We start from the raw sequence: 13,477 nt of genomic DNA on the forward strand, positions 1-13,477 counted from the left end.
ACCGCGGAGCATGACATGCAGAAGAAGACCCCGCTGATGAATGCCTGGATTGCCGGGTACCAGAAGCATCGCGAGGTGCAGGAGGACTGGGCCACCGAGATGGCCCGCCATCAGCAGGCGATGATGAAGACCTGGCAGGCGCAGTGGAGCGAGACCGTCAGCACCGGCACAGAGGCCTGGATGGACATCTGGATGCCCTGGGCTTCGGGGAAGAGCTCCCCGAAGCGGCGGCGCTGAGCGCTACTTGAGATACTGCGAGATCACGCCGAGCGCTGCGGCCACGATCATCGTGTCCCGCATCACCCGGTAGAGCTGGTCGCCCTGGCGGACATAGATCTGCCCGTCCGGCGGACGCGGCAGGCGGTAGTCGTGCCAGTCGACATGCTGGCCGTGGATCTTCTTGTACTGGCCCGGCGGCATGTTGCCCGGCTTCTTGTCCAGCCCCGGCGGGACCCAGCGGCCATTGCCGTTGCCATTGCCGTGCCCGTTATTGCCGGCCAGCCAGTAGCCGCCGTCGCGGCGGTCGTCGCGGTGGCGTTCATGATGTCCGGCCTCGTGCTTCTTCCAGCCCTTGTCCTTCTTGTGAGGATCGGCAAGGGCGGGCATGGCGGCGACGGCAATGCAGAGCGTCGTGGCGAGCGTTTTCTTGAGCATGAGATGGACTCCTTTCCGCAAGTGAACGGTCGAATCGCGGAAAAGGTCCATGGGGGACGGCGGGGAAAATGCAGCCTGGGCGGGAACCCGCTCAGGCCGGTCGCTCAGAACGGGAGCTGGCTGCCGATCAGGATGCCCGCCGCCGCGGTCCCGGCCCCGGCCAGGAAAATCGCCACCCCGGCGGCGCGGCGCGGCGCGGGCTGGGACGGCTGCGACTGCGCCACCAGAGCGGCCTCGGCCAGCTTCGGCAGGCGCGGTCCCAGCCGGGCGAGCACCCGCACGGTGCGGCCCAGATCCCGCGCCAGTGCCTGCGGCCCGACATTCTGCGAGATATAGGTCTCTACCACCGGCCGGGCGACATCCCAGATGTTGATATGCGGGTTGAGCGAACGGGCGACGCCCTCGACCACCACCATCGTGCGCTGCAGCAGGATCAGCTCGGTCCTTGTCTGCATGCCGAAGCGCTCGGTCACCTCGAAGAGATAGGCCAGCAGCCGCGCCATCGAGATCTTCGAGGCGTCCATGCCGAAGATCGGCTCGCCGATCACCCGCAGCGCGCGGGCGAATTCGTCGATATCCTGGTCGGCGGGGACATAGCCCGCCTCGAAATGCACCTCGGCGACGCGGCGGTAGTCCTTGCGGATGAAGCCGAAGAGGATCTCGGCATAGACCCGGCGGGTATATTCGTCGATCCGGCCCATGATGCCGAAATCCATCGCCACGATGTCGCCCGAGGGCGTGATCTTCAGGTTGCCCTGGTGCATGTCGGCATGGAAATAGCCGTCGCGCAGCGCATGGTTGAGGAACATCTGCAGCACGCGCTCGCCCGCTGCGGCGCGGTCGACCCCGGCAGCGTCGATCGCCTCGAGGTCGTTGGCGTTGATGCCCTCCGCCCATTCCAGCGTCATCACCCGGCGCGAGGAATAGGCCCAGCGGACCCCGGGCACGCGGAAGCCCTGGTCGCGCGCCGTGGTTGCGGCGTATTCGGCCGCGGCAGAGGATTCGAGCCGCAGGTCGAGCTCGCCCCGGACCACCCCGTCGAAATGCCGGATCACGTCCATCGGACGCAGCCGCCGCGACGAGGGCGACAGCAGCTCCACCAGCCGCGCGGCCAGGTAGAAGGCGTCGACATCCTTGCGGAAGGCGCGCTCGATCCCCGGGCGCAGCACCTTCACCGCGACCTGCTCGCCGGTCTCGGCCAGCCGCGCGCGGTGGACCTGGGCAATGGAGGCCGCGGCGATCGGCTCGCTGATCTCCGAGAACATCTCGTCCACCGGTTTTTCCAGCTCGCGCTCGATCTGCCGCTTCGCCTCGGACAGCGGGAAGGGCGGCAGCCGGTCCTGCAGCACGCGCAGCTGCTGCGCCAGCTCGACGCCCACCACGTCAGGCCGGGTCGAGAGGATCTGGCCGAACTTGATATAGGCCGGTCCCAGCGCGGTCAGCGCGCGGGTCGCGGGCGGCATGGCGGGATCGCCCTCGATGCCCAGCCACTTGAACGGCCAGCCGAGCACCCGCGCGGCAATCCGCAGCGGCCTCGGCGCATCCATCGCGTCGAGGACGAATTTCATCGCGCCGGTGCGCTCGAAGGTGGCGCCGGTGCGCACCAGCCGCCAGATGTTGTGGGGACCGCGCACCTAGATCTTCCAGCCCGAATGCAGCGCGGCGATGCCCATGGACAGGTTGCGGTACTTCACCTGCCCGAAGCCCGCCTCGCGGATCATGCCGGCGAAGGTCTCCTGGTCGGGGAAGTTGCGGATCGACTCCACCAGGTACTGGTAGCTGTCGCGGTCATTGGCGATCGCCTGGCCCATCCGCGGGATGATGTTGAAGGAATAGAGGTCGTAGGCCTTCTGCAGCGGCTTCGAGGGAAGCTGCGAGAATTCCAGCACCATGAGCCGCCCGCCGGGCTTGAGCACCCTGTAGGCCTCGTTCAGCGCGTCCTGGACGCGGGTCACGTTCCGGATGCCGAAGCTGATCGTGTAGGTGTCGAAGGTGTTCGCCTCGAAGGGCAGCGCCATCGCGTCGCCCACCACCCAGTCCAGCCGGTCGGCGAAGCTTTCCGCCTCGGCGCGGCGCTGGCCCTCGATCAGCATGTCCTCGGTCAGGTCGAGCACGGTGACATGGGCGCCCGGCGCGCGCTTGAGGATGCGGAAGGCGATGTCGCCGGTGCCGCCGGCCACGTCGAGCGACGCCATCCCGTCGCGCGGCGCCAGCCAGTCCATCATCGCGTCCTTCCAGACACGGTGGATGCCCATCGACATCACGTCGTTCATCACGTCGTACTTGTTCGCCACCGAGGAGAAGACGCCGTGGACCAGCCCGGCCTTCTCGTCCTCGCGCACGGTCCTGGCGCCGAAATGGGTGGTCTTGCTCTCCGCGTCACTCATGGGTCTTGCCGCCTCGGTCATTTCCCCTTCCTTATAGGACGCCCCGCCGGGGGAGCAACGCGATAGCGCCTCACGCTCCTGCGGCAGTCTGTGAACGTGCCCGAGGTCCCGATGCCCGAACTACCCGAGGTCGAAACCGTCCGCCGCGGCCTGGAGCCGGTGATGGCCGGCGCCACCATTACCCGCGCCAGCGTGAACCGCCCCGACCTGCGCTGGCCCTTCCCCGAGCGCATGGCCGAGCGGCTGGCCGGGCGCCATGTCGCCGCGCTGCGCCGCCGCTCGAAATACCTGCTGGCCGATCTCGACGGCGGCGAGACGCTGCTGATCCATCTGGGCATGTCCGGGCGGATGCTGGTGACGAAGGATGAAAACGCCGTCCAGATAGGCACTTACGTCCATGGCCACGCCGCGCCCGAGAAGCACGACCATGTCGTGCTGGACTTCGACAACGGCATGCGCGTGACCTTCAACGACCCCCGCCGCTTCGGCGCGATGGACCTGTTTCCGACCGAGGCCGGGCACAAGCTGCTGGACAGGATCGGGCCCGAGCCGCTCGGCAACAGCTTCAGCGCGGCGCATCTGGCGCAGGCCTTCCGCGGCAAGGCGAGCCCGGTGAAGGCGGCGCTTCTCGATCAGAAGATCGTGGCGGGACTGGGAAATATCTATGTCTGCGAGGCGCTGCACCGGTCTGGCATCTCGCCGAAGCGGATGGCGGGGCGGATCTCGGAGCCGCGCATCGCCGTGCTGCATGCCGCCATCCGCCAGGTGCTGGAGGAGGCGATCGCCGCGGGCGGATCGTCGCTGCGCGACTTTCGTCAGGCTTCCGGAGATCTGGGCTATTTCCAGCACGGCTTCCGGGTCTATGATAGGGAAGGGAGGCCTTGCCCCACTGACGGATGCACCGGCACCGTGACGCGAATCGTCCAGTCTTCGCGGTCGACCTTCTATTGCCCGCAATGCCAAAGATAGCTTGAATGCCCGGCTGAGGCTGGTAAGGCTGAGGGCTGTTGCAACAATCAGGGCAGCCCACATGGCCTATGAGACGCTGATCGTAGAGGTCGACGACCACATCGCCCAGATCAAGCTGAACCGTCCGGACGCAAAGAACTCCCTCAACAAGCTGATGATCACGGAACTGACCGATGCGCTGCTGTCCGCGGACCGCAACGACAAGGTCCGCTGCATCGTGATCTGCGGCAACGAGAAAGTGTTCTCTGCGGGCGTCGACGTGTCCGAGCTTGCCGAGGCGCGCTTCGCCGACCTGTTCTGCGGCAGCTATTTCGGCGCCGATGCCGACCCGCTGGTGCGCAGCCGCAAGCCGGTGATCGCCGCCGTTTCGGGCTATGCCGTCGGCGCAGGCTGCGAGCTGGCGATGATGTGCGACATGGTGATCGTCTCCGACACTACGAAATTCGGCATGCCGGACGTCAACCTGGGCGTCATCCCGGCGCTCGGCGGCACCCAGCGGCTGGTCCGCGCCATCGGCAAGGCCAAGGCGATGGACATGCTGATGACCGGGCGCTTCATGTCCGCCGAGGAGGCCGAGCGGGCGGGGCTGGTCAGCCGCGTCGTGCCCGGCAAGAAGCTTGCCGAGGAAGTGCGCACCGCCGCCTCACGCATCGCCGAGAAATCCATGGTCAGCACCCGCGCGGTGAAGGAGGCGGTGAACCGCGCCTTCGAAACGCCGCTGCGCGAGGGCCTGCTCTACGAGCGCCGCCTGTTCCACGCCCTGTTCGGAACCAACGACCAGAAAGAGGGCATGGCGGCCTATCTGGAAAAGCGCGAAGCGCAGTTCCGGGACAAATAACCCCGGGAATCCGCCCGGAGCGCTTGACATATCCCCGAGTCGGGTCTAACGACGCGCTTCACAAATTCACCCTGCAATCGTTGGGAAGCTGTCATCATGGCCAATACGCCACAATCGAAAAAGCGCGCCCGCCAGAACGAGCGCCGCGCTGCTGTCAACAAAGCCCGCAAGTCGCGGATCCGCACCTTCCTGCGCAAGGTGGAAGAAGCGATCTCGTCCGGCGACAAGTCTGCTGCCGCAACTGCCCTGCAATCCGCCCAGCCCGAGCTGATGCGCGGTGTGACCAAGGGCATCCTGCACAAGAACACCGCATCGCGGAAGATGTCGCGCCTGTCCGCACGGGTCAAGGCGATCGCCTGATCCGGCCTGCCGTGCCGGCTCTGCCCGGTCTGCGGGCTAAGCCCATGGCGCGGCACCAAAACATGTGCACCCGGCTAGATCCGGGCGCCCCCCGGGCCACCGGACTTCAGCGCGGCTGACGATGCGAATCGTCCGCCGCGTTCTTGTTTTTGTTAGGATTTCCTAAGCCAGCAACAGCTGTGGATTCGGATTTCCCTAAAAACCTGTCAACTTCGAAGTTCTGTTGCGCCCCATCAAGCGCCGTTGATAAATTTCCTAGGCGACTCGCGTCGTACTTGGGGGACATGGATACGCAGACCGGACCGGAGGGTCCCGCCCTGTCACAGGCAGAACAGGGCTGGCTCCGGATTGGTCTACGCATCGCTGGTTCGGAAGGGCGTCTAGAACAGCCCTCCGCACCCCGGCTCTTCGGCCCTGCCAGGCCAGCCGGACTATGTGTCCAGAAACTAGCGTGGATGTCCGGGCCCTTTCGGTCCGGGTCCTTTCGTGCGGCCTTCTGAAGGCTGCCAACCTGCGCAGTGCGCGGGAACAGCCGCTGTGTCTTCCGGGCAGGGAAGACCAGGTCGGAATGAGTGAAGCAGTCACGCTGCAGATGGCAGCAGGCAAGGATACGGGTTTTGGAGCAGATGACCGAAGAGACTTGGGACAAGGTTCAGGGCGCACTCCGGCAGCAGGTCGGCGAGAACAACTACCAGACCTGGATCCAGCCCATCTCGTTCCGTTCCTGCGAGGAAGGCGTGGTGCGGCTCTGCGTGCCGACCAGCTTCTTCGGCACCTGGGTGAACCGCAATTTCGGCGACGCGATCCTGATCAGCCTGCACCAGCAGGGCGAAGAGGCCAGCCGCCTGGTCTTCGAGGTCGCCAATTCCGCCAGCCGCGCCCCCTCTGCCCGCGACCGCGCCCCGGTCGCCGCCGCTGCCGCCGCCCCTGCCGCCATCCGCTCCGCGCCCGCCCCTGCCCCGGCCTCCGCCATGGCAGCCGCCGCCGCGCCCGACGCCGCGCCTGCCCGTCCGCGCGGTTCGCTGAACGGCACCGATGTGCATGGCGCCGCGCTGGATGCGCGCTACACCTTCGACACGTTCGTGGTCGGCAAGCCGAACGAGCTCGCCCATGCCGCCGCCCGCCGCGTCGCCGAGGGCGGTCCGGTGACCTTCAACCCGCTGTTCCTCTATGGCGGCGTCGGCCTCGGCAAGACCCACCTGATGCACGCCATCGCCTGGCACATGCGCCAGCAGCAGCCCGACCTGAACATCCTGTTCCTCTCGGCCGAGCAGTTCATGTACCGCTTCGTGCAGGCGCTGCGCGAGAAGCAGATGATGGATTTCAAGCAGCTCTTCCGCTCGGTCGACGTGCTGATGGTCGATGACGTCCAGTTCATCGCCGGCAAGGACTCCACCCAGGAGGAGTTCTTCCACACGTTCAACGCGCTGGTGGACCAGAACAAGCAGATCGTCATTTCCGGCGACCGCACGCCCACCGAGATGTCGGACATGGAGAACCGCATCGTCTCGCGGCTGCAGTCCGGCCTGGTCGTCGACCTGCACCCGACCGATTACGAGCTGCGCCTCGGCATCCTGCAGCAGAAGGTCGAGGCCTATGCAGAGCAGTACCCGCAGCTCTCGATCGAGAACGGCGTGCTGGAATTCCTCGCCCACCGGATCTCGACCAATGTCCGCGTGCTCGAAGGCGCGCTGATGCGGCTCTTCGCGATGGCCTCCCTCGTCGGCCGCAAGATCGACATGGCGATGACCCAGGACTGCCTCGCCGACATCCTGCGCGCCTCCGAGCGCAAGGTCTCGATCGACGAGATCCAGCGCCGCGTGGCCGAGCACTACAACATCCGCCTCTCCGAGATGATCGGCCCGACCCGCGTGCGCACCGTCGCCCGGCCGCGCCAGATCGCCATGTACCTGTGCAAGTACATGACCACCCGCAGCCTCCCCGAGATCGGCCGCCGCTTCGGCGGGCGCGACCACACCACCATCATGCATGGCGTGAAGCGCATCGAGGAACTGAAGGAGAAGGACACCCAGATCGCCGATGACCTGGAGCTTCTGCGCCGCTCGCTGGAGGCCTGACGCCCCTGCTGGTGTGGTCATTCTGCCGCATCCGCGGGCATTCCGCGCTAGCGCCTAGAAAAGCCGCTGAAAAGGGCTTGAGCCAACGAACCGTTCGGCTAGTGTCGCAATCCCGTCCCACCGGAAAAGGTTGCGCGCCATGAGGATCAGCATCGAACGTGCCGCACTGCTTCGCGCGGTATCGCAGGCACAGTCCGTCGTCGAGCGGCGCAACACCATTCCGATCCTCGGCAATGTGCTGATCGAGGCCGAGAATGCGGATGTCACCTTCCGCGCCACCGATCTCGACATCGAGGTGGTCGACAAGGCCGCCGCCCAGGTGGAGCGCGCCGGATCGACCACCGTCTCGGCCGTCACCCTGCACGAGATCGTCCGCAAGCTGCCCGACGGCGCGCTGGTGACGCTGAATGCCGACCCGACCTCGAACATCGTCACCGTCGAGGCCGGCCGCTCGCAGTTCCAGCTGAACACGCTGCCGAAGGAAGACTTCCCGGTCATGCCCTCGAGCCAGTACAGCTCGAACTTCACCGTGAAGGCCGAGGTGCTGCGCCGCCTCTTCGACAAGTCGAAATTCGCCATCTCCACCGAGGAGACGCGCTACTACCTCAACGGCGTCTACATGCATGTCGCCGAGTCCGAGGAAGGCCGCGTGCTGCGCTGCGTCGCCACCGACGGCCACCGGCTGGCCCGCATCGACGCAGAGCTGCCCTCGGGCGCCGAGGAGATGCCGGGCGTGATCGTGCCCCGCAAGACCGTGGGCGAGCTCAGGAAGCTCCTCGACGAGGACGATGCCGACATCGCCGTCTCGGTCTCCGAGACCAAGGTGCGCTTCGCCACGCCGGAGGTCACGCTGACCTCGAAGGTGATCGACGGCACCTTCCCCGACTACACCCGCGTCATTCCCGCGAACAACGCCAAGCGGCTGGAAGTGGACGCGGCCGATTTCGCCAAGGCGGTGGACCGCGTCGCGACCGTCTCCTCCGAGCGCTCCCGCGCGGTGAAGCTCTCGATGGACGAGGACCGGCTGGTCCTCTCGGTCAACGCCCCCGACTCGGGCGCCGCGACCGAGGAGCTGGCCGTGGCCTATGGCGACGAGAAGCTGGAGATCGGCTTCAACGCGAAGTACCTGCTGGAGATCGCCTCGCAGGTCGACCGCGAGAACGCCGTCTTCATGTTCAACAGCTCCGGCGACCCGACCCTGATGCGCGAGGGCTCCGACACCTCCGCCGTCTATGTCGTCATGCCGATGCGGGTCTGACGCCGCCCGCGCCCCGGAAACCGCGAACCGCGCCCCCTCAGGCGCGGTTTTTTCTTGGCTCCGGCCAGAGGAGACCCCGCCGTGATCCGCCCTGCCCTGCCCGAGGACGAGACCGCCATCCGCGCCTGCGCCGAGGCCGCCTTCGCCCGCTACGTGCCGCTGATCGGCCGCCGGCCCGCGCCGATGGACGCGCCCTTCGCCGCCCATATCGCCGCCGGGCGGACCCATGTCGCGACCGGTCCCGGGGGCGCGCTCGCGGGCTACATCACCTTCTTCCCCGAAGACGGCGCCATGCATCTCGATGCCATCGGCGTGCTGCCCGAGGCGGCCGGACAGGGCATCGGCAAGGCGCTGATCGCCTTCTGCGAGGCGGAGGCCCGCCGCCAGGGCTTCGCCCGGGTGACGCTCCTGACCAACCAGAAGATGGAGGCGAACCTCTCGATCTATCCGCATCTCGGCTATGCCGAGACCGGCCGCGCCTCGCAGGACGGCTTCGAACGGGTGTTCTTCGAAAAGCTTCTGGGCTGACGCCGCGCGAGTCTTTTCCGGGGCCGCAAGACCGGCTGCGGCGTGGCTCCGGCCCCCGTCCGCGGAGCCTGCCTGCGCCGCCGGGACATCTCTCGACAGGAGCCTGCTGCCCCCCGGCCCGCCAGACCGCAAGTTCCGCGCCCGGCGCGCGGCCTTCTCCGCAGAGCTGACCTCGGGCGAGACGGCATCGCTTCCCTGCGCTCCGACCAGCTCCGCGCCTTCATCCACGCGCTCCTGACCCGCCCGCCGGGGGATCGCCCCAGCCGCCGGGGTCCGGGCCGTCCTGCGACTCCGCGCAAACTCCCCCGGGCAGGCACCACCGCTGCAACCTGACGAGACGCATCCGACGCCAAGACCTCCCGCGGAAGATCGGCGGTCAGGACCACTCCCGGGGCGCAACCGCCCGCCCGCGCGAAACTGGCAGAGGGACGCCCGCGCAATTCACGGCCTCCGGGACCTCAAGCACCGCGCCAGCGAGCGGCACATTGCGCCCGGCGGAGAACGTGGCAAGCACCTGACGGCCTCGTCGCCGCTCCGCGCCGCACCCTGCGGCTGCGCGGATGGCTCGCCTGACATCGGCTGACCCTCACCGCCGGCGCAGGGCCTGGAGATCATGCCGCTCGGCAACGCTCTTGCTCGAGCCGGAACATCCGCGCCGCCGGAGGCGCGGCACGTGTGTCAGCAACGGCACGAGCCCCGGAGCCGTGTGAGCCGCGACAAGCAAGGCGCAGCACGCAGGCCGGACGCGACCTCCGGAACGCCAGAGGTCCGGTGCCCCTGTTGGCTGCGGCAGGACTCCAGCAGCCGGCCGTGCCGCAGCATGCGAGATCACGGCACGTTGGCCCGGCGGGACATCCGGTTCGCCAGAGGTCCGGCGCCCCTGTTGGCTGCGGCAGACGTCCCGGAACCGGCGTGGCGTGACATTCAAGGCGCCGGTACGGCGGCCAGACGGGAGGCAAGGCCGCCAAAAGCGAAGGGGGCCGCTGCGGGCCCCCTTGCTGTCTCTCAGAATTTCTTGCCGGGCTTCTTCGGGCCGCCCGGGCGGGGCTTGCCGCCTGCGGGCTTCGGCCGGAACCCCTCGCTCTTGGCGCGGAAGGGCGGCTTGCCGCCGTCGGCGTCGCGGCGCGGCTTGGAGAAGCCGCTGCGCTTGCCCTCGCCTGCCTCGCCTGCGGGCTTCGAGAAGCCCGTCCGGCGCGGACGCTCCTCGCCCTCGGCCTTCTTCGCCCAGGGCTTGTCGCCGCCACCGGCCGGACGGCGGCTCTTGGAGTGCTCACCCGCATCGGGGCGGCGGAAGCTCTTGGACGCATCGCTGAAGCGCGACTCCTTCGGCTTCGCGGGGCTGCGCGGACGCTCTTCGCCCTCGCTGCGGGAGAATTCGCGCTTGCGCGGCGGGCGCTCCTCGCTCTGCGAGTACTCGCGCTTCGGCGGGCGCGGACGGCTGTCGCCTTCCTCGCGGCGCACCGGGCGCGGCGGACGCGGGGACTCGGCGTCGGAGCTGCGCTCCTCGCGCTCGCGGCGCGGCGGGCGGGGCCCGTCATCGCGGCGCGGACGCGGGCCATCCTCGCGGCGCGGGCGGGGCCCATCTTCGCGGCGCGGCCGCGGGCCGTCCTCGCGGCGCGGGCGCGGACGGGTCACTTCCTCGGGCACGCTGTCGAGCACCGCCAGGGAAATGTCGTCCTCCAGCACGCCGCCATCGCCCAGCCGCGCGACCAGCTCGGGCGCAGCCGCTTCGGCCAGCTCGACGAAGGTGGCGTCGTCGGAGACGCGGATCTTGCCGATCTGCGTCTTGTCCAGACCGCCTGCGCGGCAAAGCAGCGGCAGGATCCAGCGCGGCTCGGCATTCTTGTCGCGCCCGACGCTGAGCTTCGCCCAGACCGACGGGCCGAATTCGGGGCGGTCGCGCTCTTCGCGGGGCTTGCGCAGCGGTGCCGCGTTCAGCTCTTCGGGCGCGGAAAGCTTGCCCTGGTAGAGGCGGAAGCAGGCGGCGGCGATCTGCTCGGGGGTGTAGGCCTCGATCAGCTTGGCGGCGAAGGCGGCCTCGCGCCCGGAGGGCTCCTGCGTCCAGGCCTCGTCCTCCAGCAGCCGCGCCTCGTCCTTGTCGAGGATCTCGTCGGCGGAGGGCGCGGTGACCCATTCGGCCTCGACCTTCGCCCATTTCAGGATGCGCGACGCCTTCTTCACCGCCTTGTCGGTGGCGATCACCGCCGAGATGCCCTTGCGGCCCGCGCGGCCGGTCCGGCCGGAGCGGTGCAGCAGCGCCTCGGTGCTCTGCGGCAGGTCGGCATGGATCACCAGGTCGAGATTCGGCAGGTCGATGCCGCGCGCGGCCACGTCGGTGGCGACGCAGACCCGCGCCCGGCCGTCGCGCAGCGACTGCAGCGCATGGCTGCGCTCGTCCTGGCTCAGCTCGCCCGAAAGGCTCGCCACCAGGAAGCCGCGGTTCGCCAGCCGCGCGGACAGCCGGGTGACGGCTGCGCGGGTATTGGCGAAGACGATCGCGGTCGGCGCGTCGTGGAAACGCAGCAGGTTGATGATCGCGTGCTCTTCGTCGCCCGGGGAGACCTGCACCGCCTGGTAGGAAATGTCGGTATGCTGCGAGCCCTTGTCGAGCGTGGTCACCCGCTCGGCATCGCGCTGGTACACCTTGGCCATCTCTTCGATCGTCCGCGGCACGGTGGCCGAGAACAGCAGCGTGCGCCGCGTCTCGGGCGCCTCGGAGAGCATGAATTCCAGATCCTCGCGGAAGCCCAGATCGAGCATCTCGTCGGCCTCGTCCAGCACGACGGCGCGGATATCCGCCAGATCCAGCGAGCCGCGGGTGATATGGTCGCGCAGCCGGCCCGGGGTGCCGACCACGATATGCGCGCCCCGCTCCAGCGAGCGGCGCTCGTCCCGGGCATCCATGCCGCCGATGCAGGTCGAAATCCGCGCCCCCGCCTTGGCGTAGAGCCAGCCGAGCTCGCGCGCCACCTGAAGCGCCAGTTCGCGCGTCGGCGCCACCACCAGCGCCAGCGGCGCCGCCGCCGGGCCCAGCCGCTCGGCCTCGCCCATGAGCGTCGGCGCAATCGCGAGGCCGAAGCCCACGGTCTTGCCCGAGCCGGTCTGGGCGGAGACCAGGAGGTCCTTGTTTTCGAGCTCGGGGGCGGTCACGGCTTCCTGGACGGAAGTCAGGCTATCATACCCGCGCTCGGCGAGGGCATCTTGAAGAGTCGGTATCATGAGCGGGGTGTCCATCGGGTCGGCGCGGGGTCCGTCCCGGCGCAAGGAATGCGGACCCCTACAGGAGCCGCGGCCCTTTGTCCACAGGCTTCACCGGCCAGCGTTACCTGTCACTCCATTGCCGCGAGGAAGGCAGTGACCAGCGTCGCCGAGTTCGCCGCGGCCAGCGCGAAGAAGGTGCCCATCTCGTTTTCGCCCTCGCCGCCCCCGGCCAGATCCGACAGCGACCGGAAGGCGATGAAGGGCACCTGGTTGGCCCAGGCGACCTGCGCCACCGCCGCGCTTTCCATGTCGACCACCTGGGCGTCGAACGTGTCGAAGACATATTCGCGGAAATCGGCATTGTCGAGGAAGGCCATGCCCGAGACCCCGTTGCCGCCGACCACCACCTCGGGCGGCGCGCTGAGGCAGTCGTCCTCGGCGGCGCAGGACTCGAATTCTACCTCGGCCGCGACCGTCTCGGCCGTCGCCAGCAGCCCGGGATCGGCTTCGAACCAGAACTTCCGCTCGGGCGCCTCGATGCCCTCGCGCATCACCTCGACCGACTTGGGGAAGATCATGCCGTAATTGGGGAAATCGGTCGGCACGAAGGGCAGCTGCATGTAGCCGTCCTCCGTCTCCCGCGCCAGCAGCGCCTCGAGATAGGAGCCCCACTGCCCGGCCACGACCACGTCGCCGATATGCAGCGAAGGATCGACGCCGCCCGCGATGCCGGAGAAGACGATGGCGGAAATGTCGAACGTGTCGAGCGCCAGCTGCGTGGTCATGGCGGCATTGACCATCGAGATGCCCGACAGGAAGAGCACGACATCCTGCCCCGCCAGGCGGCCGGTGACGAAGCTGACGCCGTTGGCGCTCTGGCTCTCGGCGCCTTCGAGCGCGTCGACCAGCATGCCCCATTCCGGGGCGAAGGCGGACATCACCGCCACGCGGGGGACCGGCTCCTGCGCCCAGAGCGCGGCGGGACAGGCGAGGCTGGCAAGGCAGAGGGCGGCAAGGCGGGTCATCGGCGGGCTCCGGCAGAACGAGGGCTGGATCAAGGCTGCGGCCCGGCCCGGGCGCGGTCAAGTCCGGCATCCGGACAGCGGCGAAGCGCCGCCGCGGCGCCCTCGGTAAGGTGGCGAATCGAGCCGGACCGACTCGCTGCAACGCGCGTCACCCCGCTTTGGTTCCCGCAGAACATGTC

Annotated in this window: 12 protein-coding genes; 7 read left to right on the forward strand and 5 right to left on the reverse strand. The window is 68.4% G+C overall.

The window, feature by feature from the left end; all coding sequences use genetic code 11:
- The first annotated feature begins 15 nt into the window (after window positions 1–15).
- Window positions 16–237: a hypothetical protein gene (locus FGX59_RS10590; protein ID WP_138466504.1), complete on the forward strand. Its 222-nt coding sequence runs from the start codon at window positions 16–18 to the stop codon at window positions 235–237.
- A 3-nt stretch (window positions 238–240) separates the two neighbouring features.
- On the opposite strand, the gene FGX59_RS10595 is transcribed toward FGX59_RS10590, so the two are convergent.
- From FGX59_RS10595 to ubiE, 3 genes are all read right to left on the reverse strand, one after another.
- Window positions 241–654, reverse strand: a complete 414-nt coding sequence (locus FGX59_RS10595) for an RcnB family protein (RefSeq protein ID WP_171060599.1) — start codon at window positions 652–654, stop codon at window positions 241–243.
- Window positions 655–758: 104 nt separating this feature from the next.
- Window positions 759–2,288: a 2-polyprenylphenol 6-hydroxylase gene (gene ubiB, locus FGX59_RS10600; RefSeq protein WP_138466506.1), complete on the reverse strand. Its 1,530-nt coding sequence runs from the start codon at window positions 2,286–2,288 to the stop codon at window positions 759–761.
- Window positions 2,289–3,041 carry a bifunctional demethylmenaquinone methyltransferase/2-methoxy-6-polyprenyl-1,4-benzoquinol methylase UbiE gene (ubiE, locus tag FGX59_RS10605; protein ID WP_138466507.1) on the reverse strand — a complete coding sequence of 251 codons (753 nt, stop codon included), beginning with the start codon at window positions 3,039–3,041 and terminating at the stop codon, window positions 2,289–2,291. It abuts the gene before it with no gap.
- A 111-nt stretch (window positions 3,042–3,152) separates the two neighbouring features.
- Between ubiE and mutM the strand changes: the two genes are divergently transcribed.
- From mutM to FGX59_RS10635, 6 genes are all read left to right on the forward strand, one after another.
- Entirely contained in the window at window positions 3,153–4,010 is an 858-nt protein-coding gene (mutM, locus tag FGX59_RS10610; RefSeq protein WP_138466508.1) for a bifunctional DNA-formamidopyrimidine glycosylase/DNA-(apurinic or apyrimidinic site) lyase, read from the forward strand.
- Between the two features lie 61 nt (window positions 4,011–4,071).
- Window positions 4,072–4,848 (forward strand): enoyl-CoA hydratase-related protein, encoded by a 777-nt coding sequence (locus tag FGX59_RS10615; protein ID WP_138466509.1) that lies wholly within the window; start codon window positions 4,072–4,074, stop codon window positions 4,846–4,848.
- Window positions 4,849–4,944: 96 nt separating this feature from the next.
- On the forward strand, window positions 4,945–5,208 hold the full coding sequence (gene rpsT, locus FGX59_RS10620; RefSeq protein WP_138466510.1) for a 30S ribosomal protein S20: 264 nt from the start codon (window positions 4,945–4,947) through the stop codon (window positions 5,206–5,208).
- A 626-nt stretch (window positions 5,209–5,834) separates the two neighbouring features.
- Window positions 5,835–7,286, forward strand: coding sequence for a chromosomal replication initiator protein DnaA (gene dnaA, locus FGX59_RS10625; protein WP_138466511.1), 1,452 nt, complete (start codon window positions 5,835–5,837; stop codon window positions 7,284–7,286).
- Between the two features lie 139 nt (window positions 7,287–7,425).
- The gene (gene dnaN, locus FGX59_RS10630) at window positions 7,426–8,544 is read left to right on the forward strand and encodes a DNA polymerase III subunit beta (protein ID WP_138466512.1); all 1,119 of its coding nucleotides are present in this window, start codon (window positions 7,426–7,428) and stop codon (window positions 8,542–8,544) included.
- An 81-nt stretch (window positions 8,545–8,625) separates the two neighbouring features.
- Complete coding sequence (locus FGX59_RS10635) at window positions 8,626–9,072, forward strand: GNAT family N-acetyltransferase (protein WP_138466513.1); 447 nt, start codon at window positions 8,626–8,628, stop codon at window positions 9,070–9,072.
- A gap of 1,005 nt (window positions 9,073–10,077) precedes the next feature.
- On the opposite strand, the gene FGX59_RS10640 is transcribed toward FGX59_RS10635, so the two are convergent.
- Complete coding sequence (locus FGX59_RS10640; RefSeq protein WP_370295930.1) at window positions 10,078–12,222, reverse strand: DEAD/DEAH box helicase; 2,145 nt, start codon at window positions 12,220–12,222, stop codon at window positions 10,078–10,080.
- A 179-nt stretch (window positions 12,223–12,401) separates the two neighbouring features.
- The gene (locus FGX59_RS10645) at window positions 12,402–13,298 is read right to left on the reverse strand and encodes a 5'-methylthioadenosine/S-adenosylhomocysteine nucleosidase (RefSeq protein ID WP_138466515.1); all 897 of its coding nucleotides are present in this window, start codon (window positions 13,296–13,298) and stop codon (window positions 12,402–12,404) included.
- Window positions 13,299–13,477 lie beyond the last annotated feature (179 nt).

The sequence above is a fragment of the Poseidonocella sp. HB161398 genome (assembly GCF_005870025.1).
Lineage (GTDB): Bacteria > Pseudomonadota > Alphaproteobacteria > Rhodobacterales > Rhodobacteraceae > Mangrovicoccus.

Excerpts from the sequence above, each read along its gene's own strand:
- dnaN (WP_138466512.1), top strand. The coding sequence starts at position 7,426 with ATGAGGATCAGCATCGAACGTGCCGCACTGCTTCGCGCGGTATCGCAG.
- FGX59_RS10595 (WP_171060599.1), bottom strand. The coding sequence starts at position 654 with ATGCTCAAGAAAACGCTCGCCACGACGCTCTGCATTGCCGTCGCCGCC.
- FGX59_RS10645 (WP_138466515.1), bottom strand. The coding sequence starts at position 13,298 with ATGACCCGCCTTGCCGCCCTCTGCCTTGCCAGCCTCGCCTGTCCCGCC.
- rpsT (WP_138466510.1), top strand. The coding sequence starts at position 4,945 with ATGGCCAATACGCCACAATCGAAAAAGCGCGCCCGCCAGAACGAGCGC.
- mutM (WP_138466508.1), top strand. The coding sequence starts at position 3,153 with ATGCCCGAACTACCCGAGGTCGAAACCGTCCGCCGCGGCCTGGAGCCG.
- FGX59_RS10590 (WP_138466504.1), top strand. The coding sequence starts at position 16 with ATGCAGAAGAAGACCCCGCTGATGAATGCCTGGATTGCCGGGTACCAG.
- FGX59_RS10615 (WP_138466509.1), top strand. The coding sequence starts at position 4,072 with ATGGCCTATGAGACGCTGATCGTAGAGGTCGACGACCACATCGCCCAG.
- dnaA (WP_138466511.1), top strand. The coding sequence starts at position 5,835 with ATGACCGAAGAGACTTGGGACAAGGTTCAGGGCGCACTCCGGCAGCAG.
- ubiE (WP_138466507.1), bottom strand. The coding sequence starts at position 3,041 with ATGAGTGACGCGGAGAGCAAGACCACCCATTTCGGCGCCAGGACCGTG.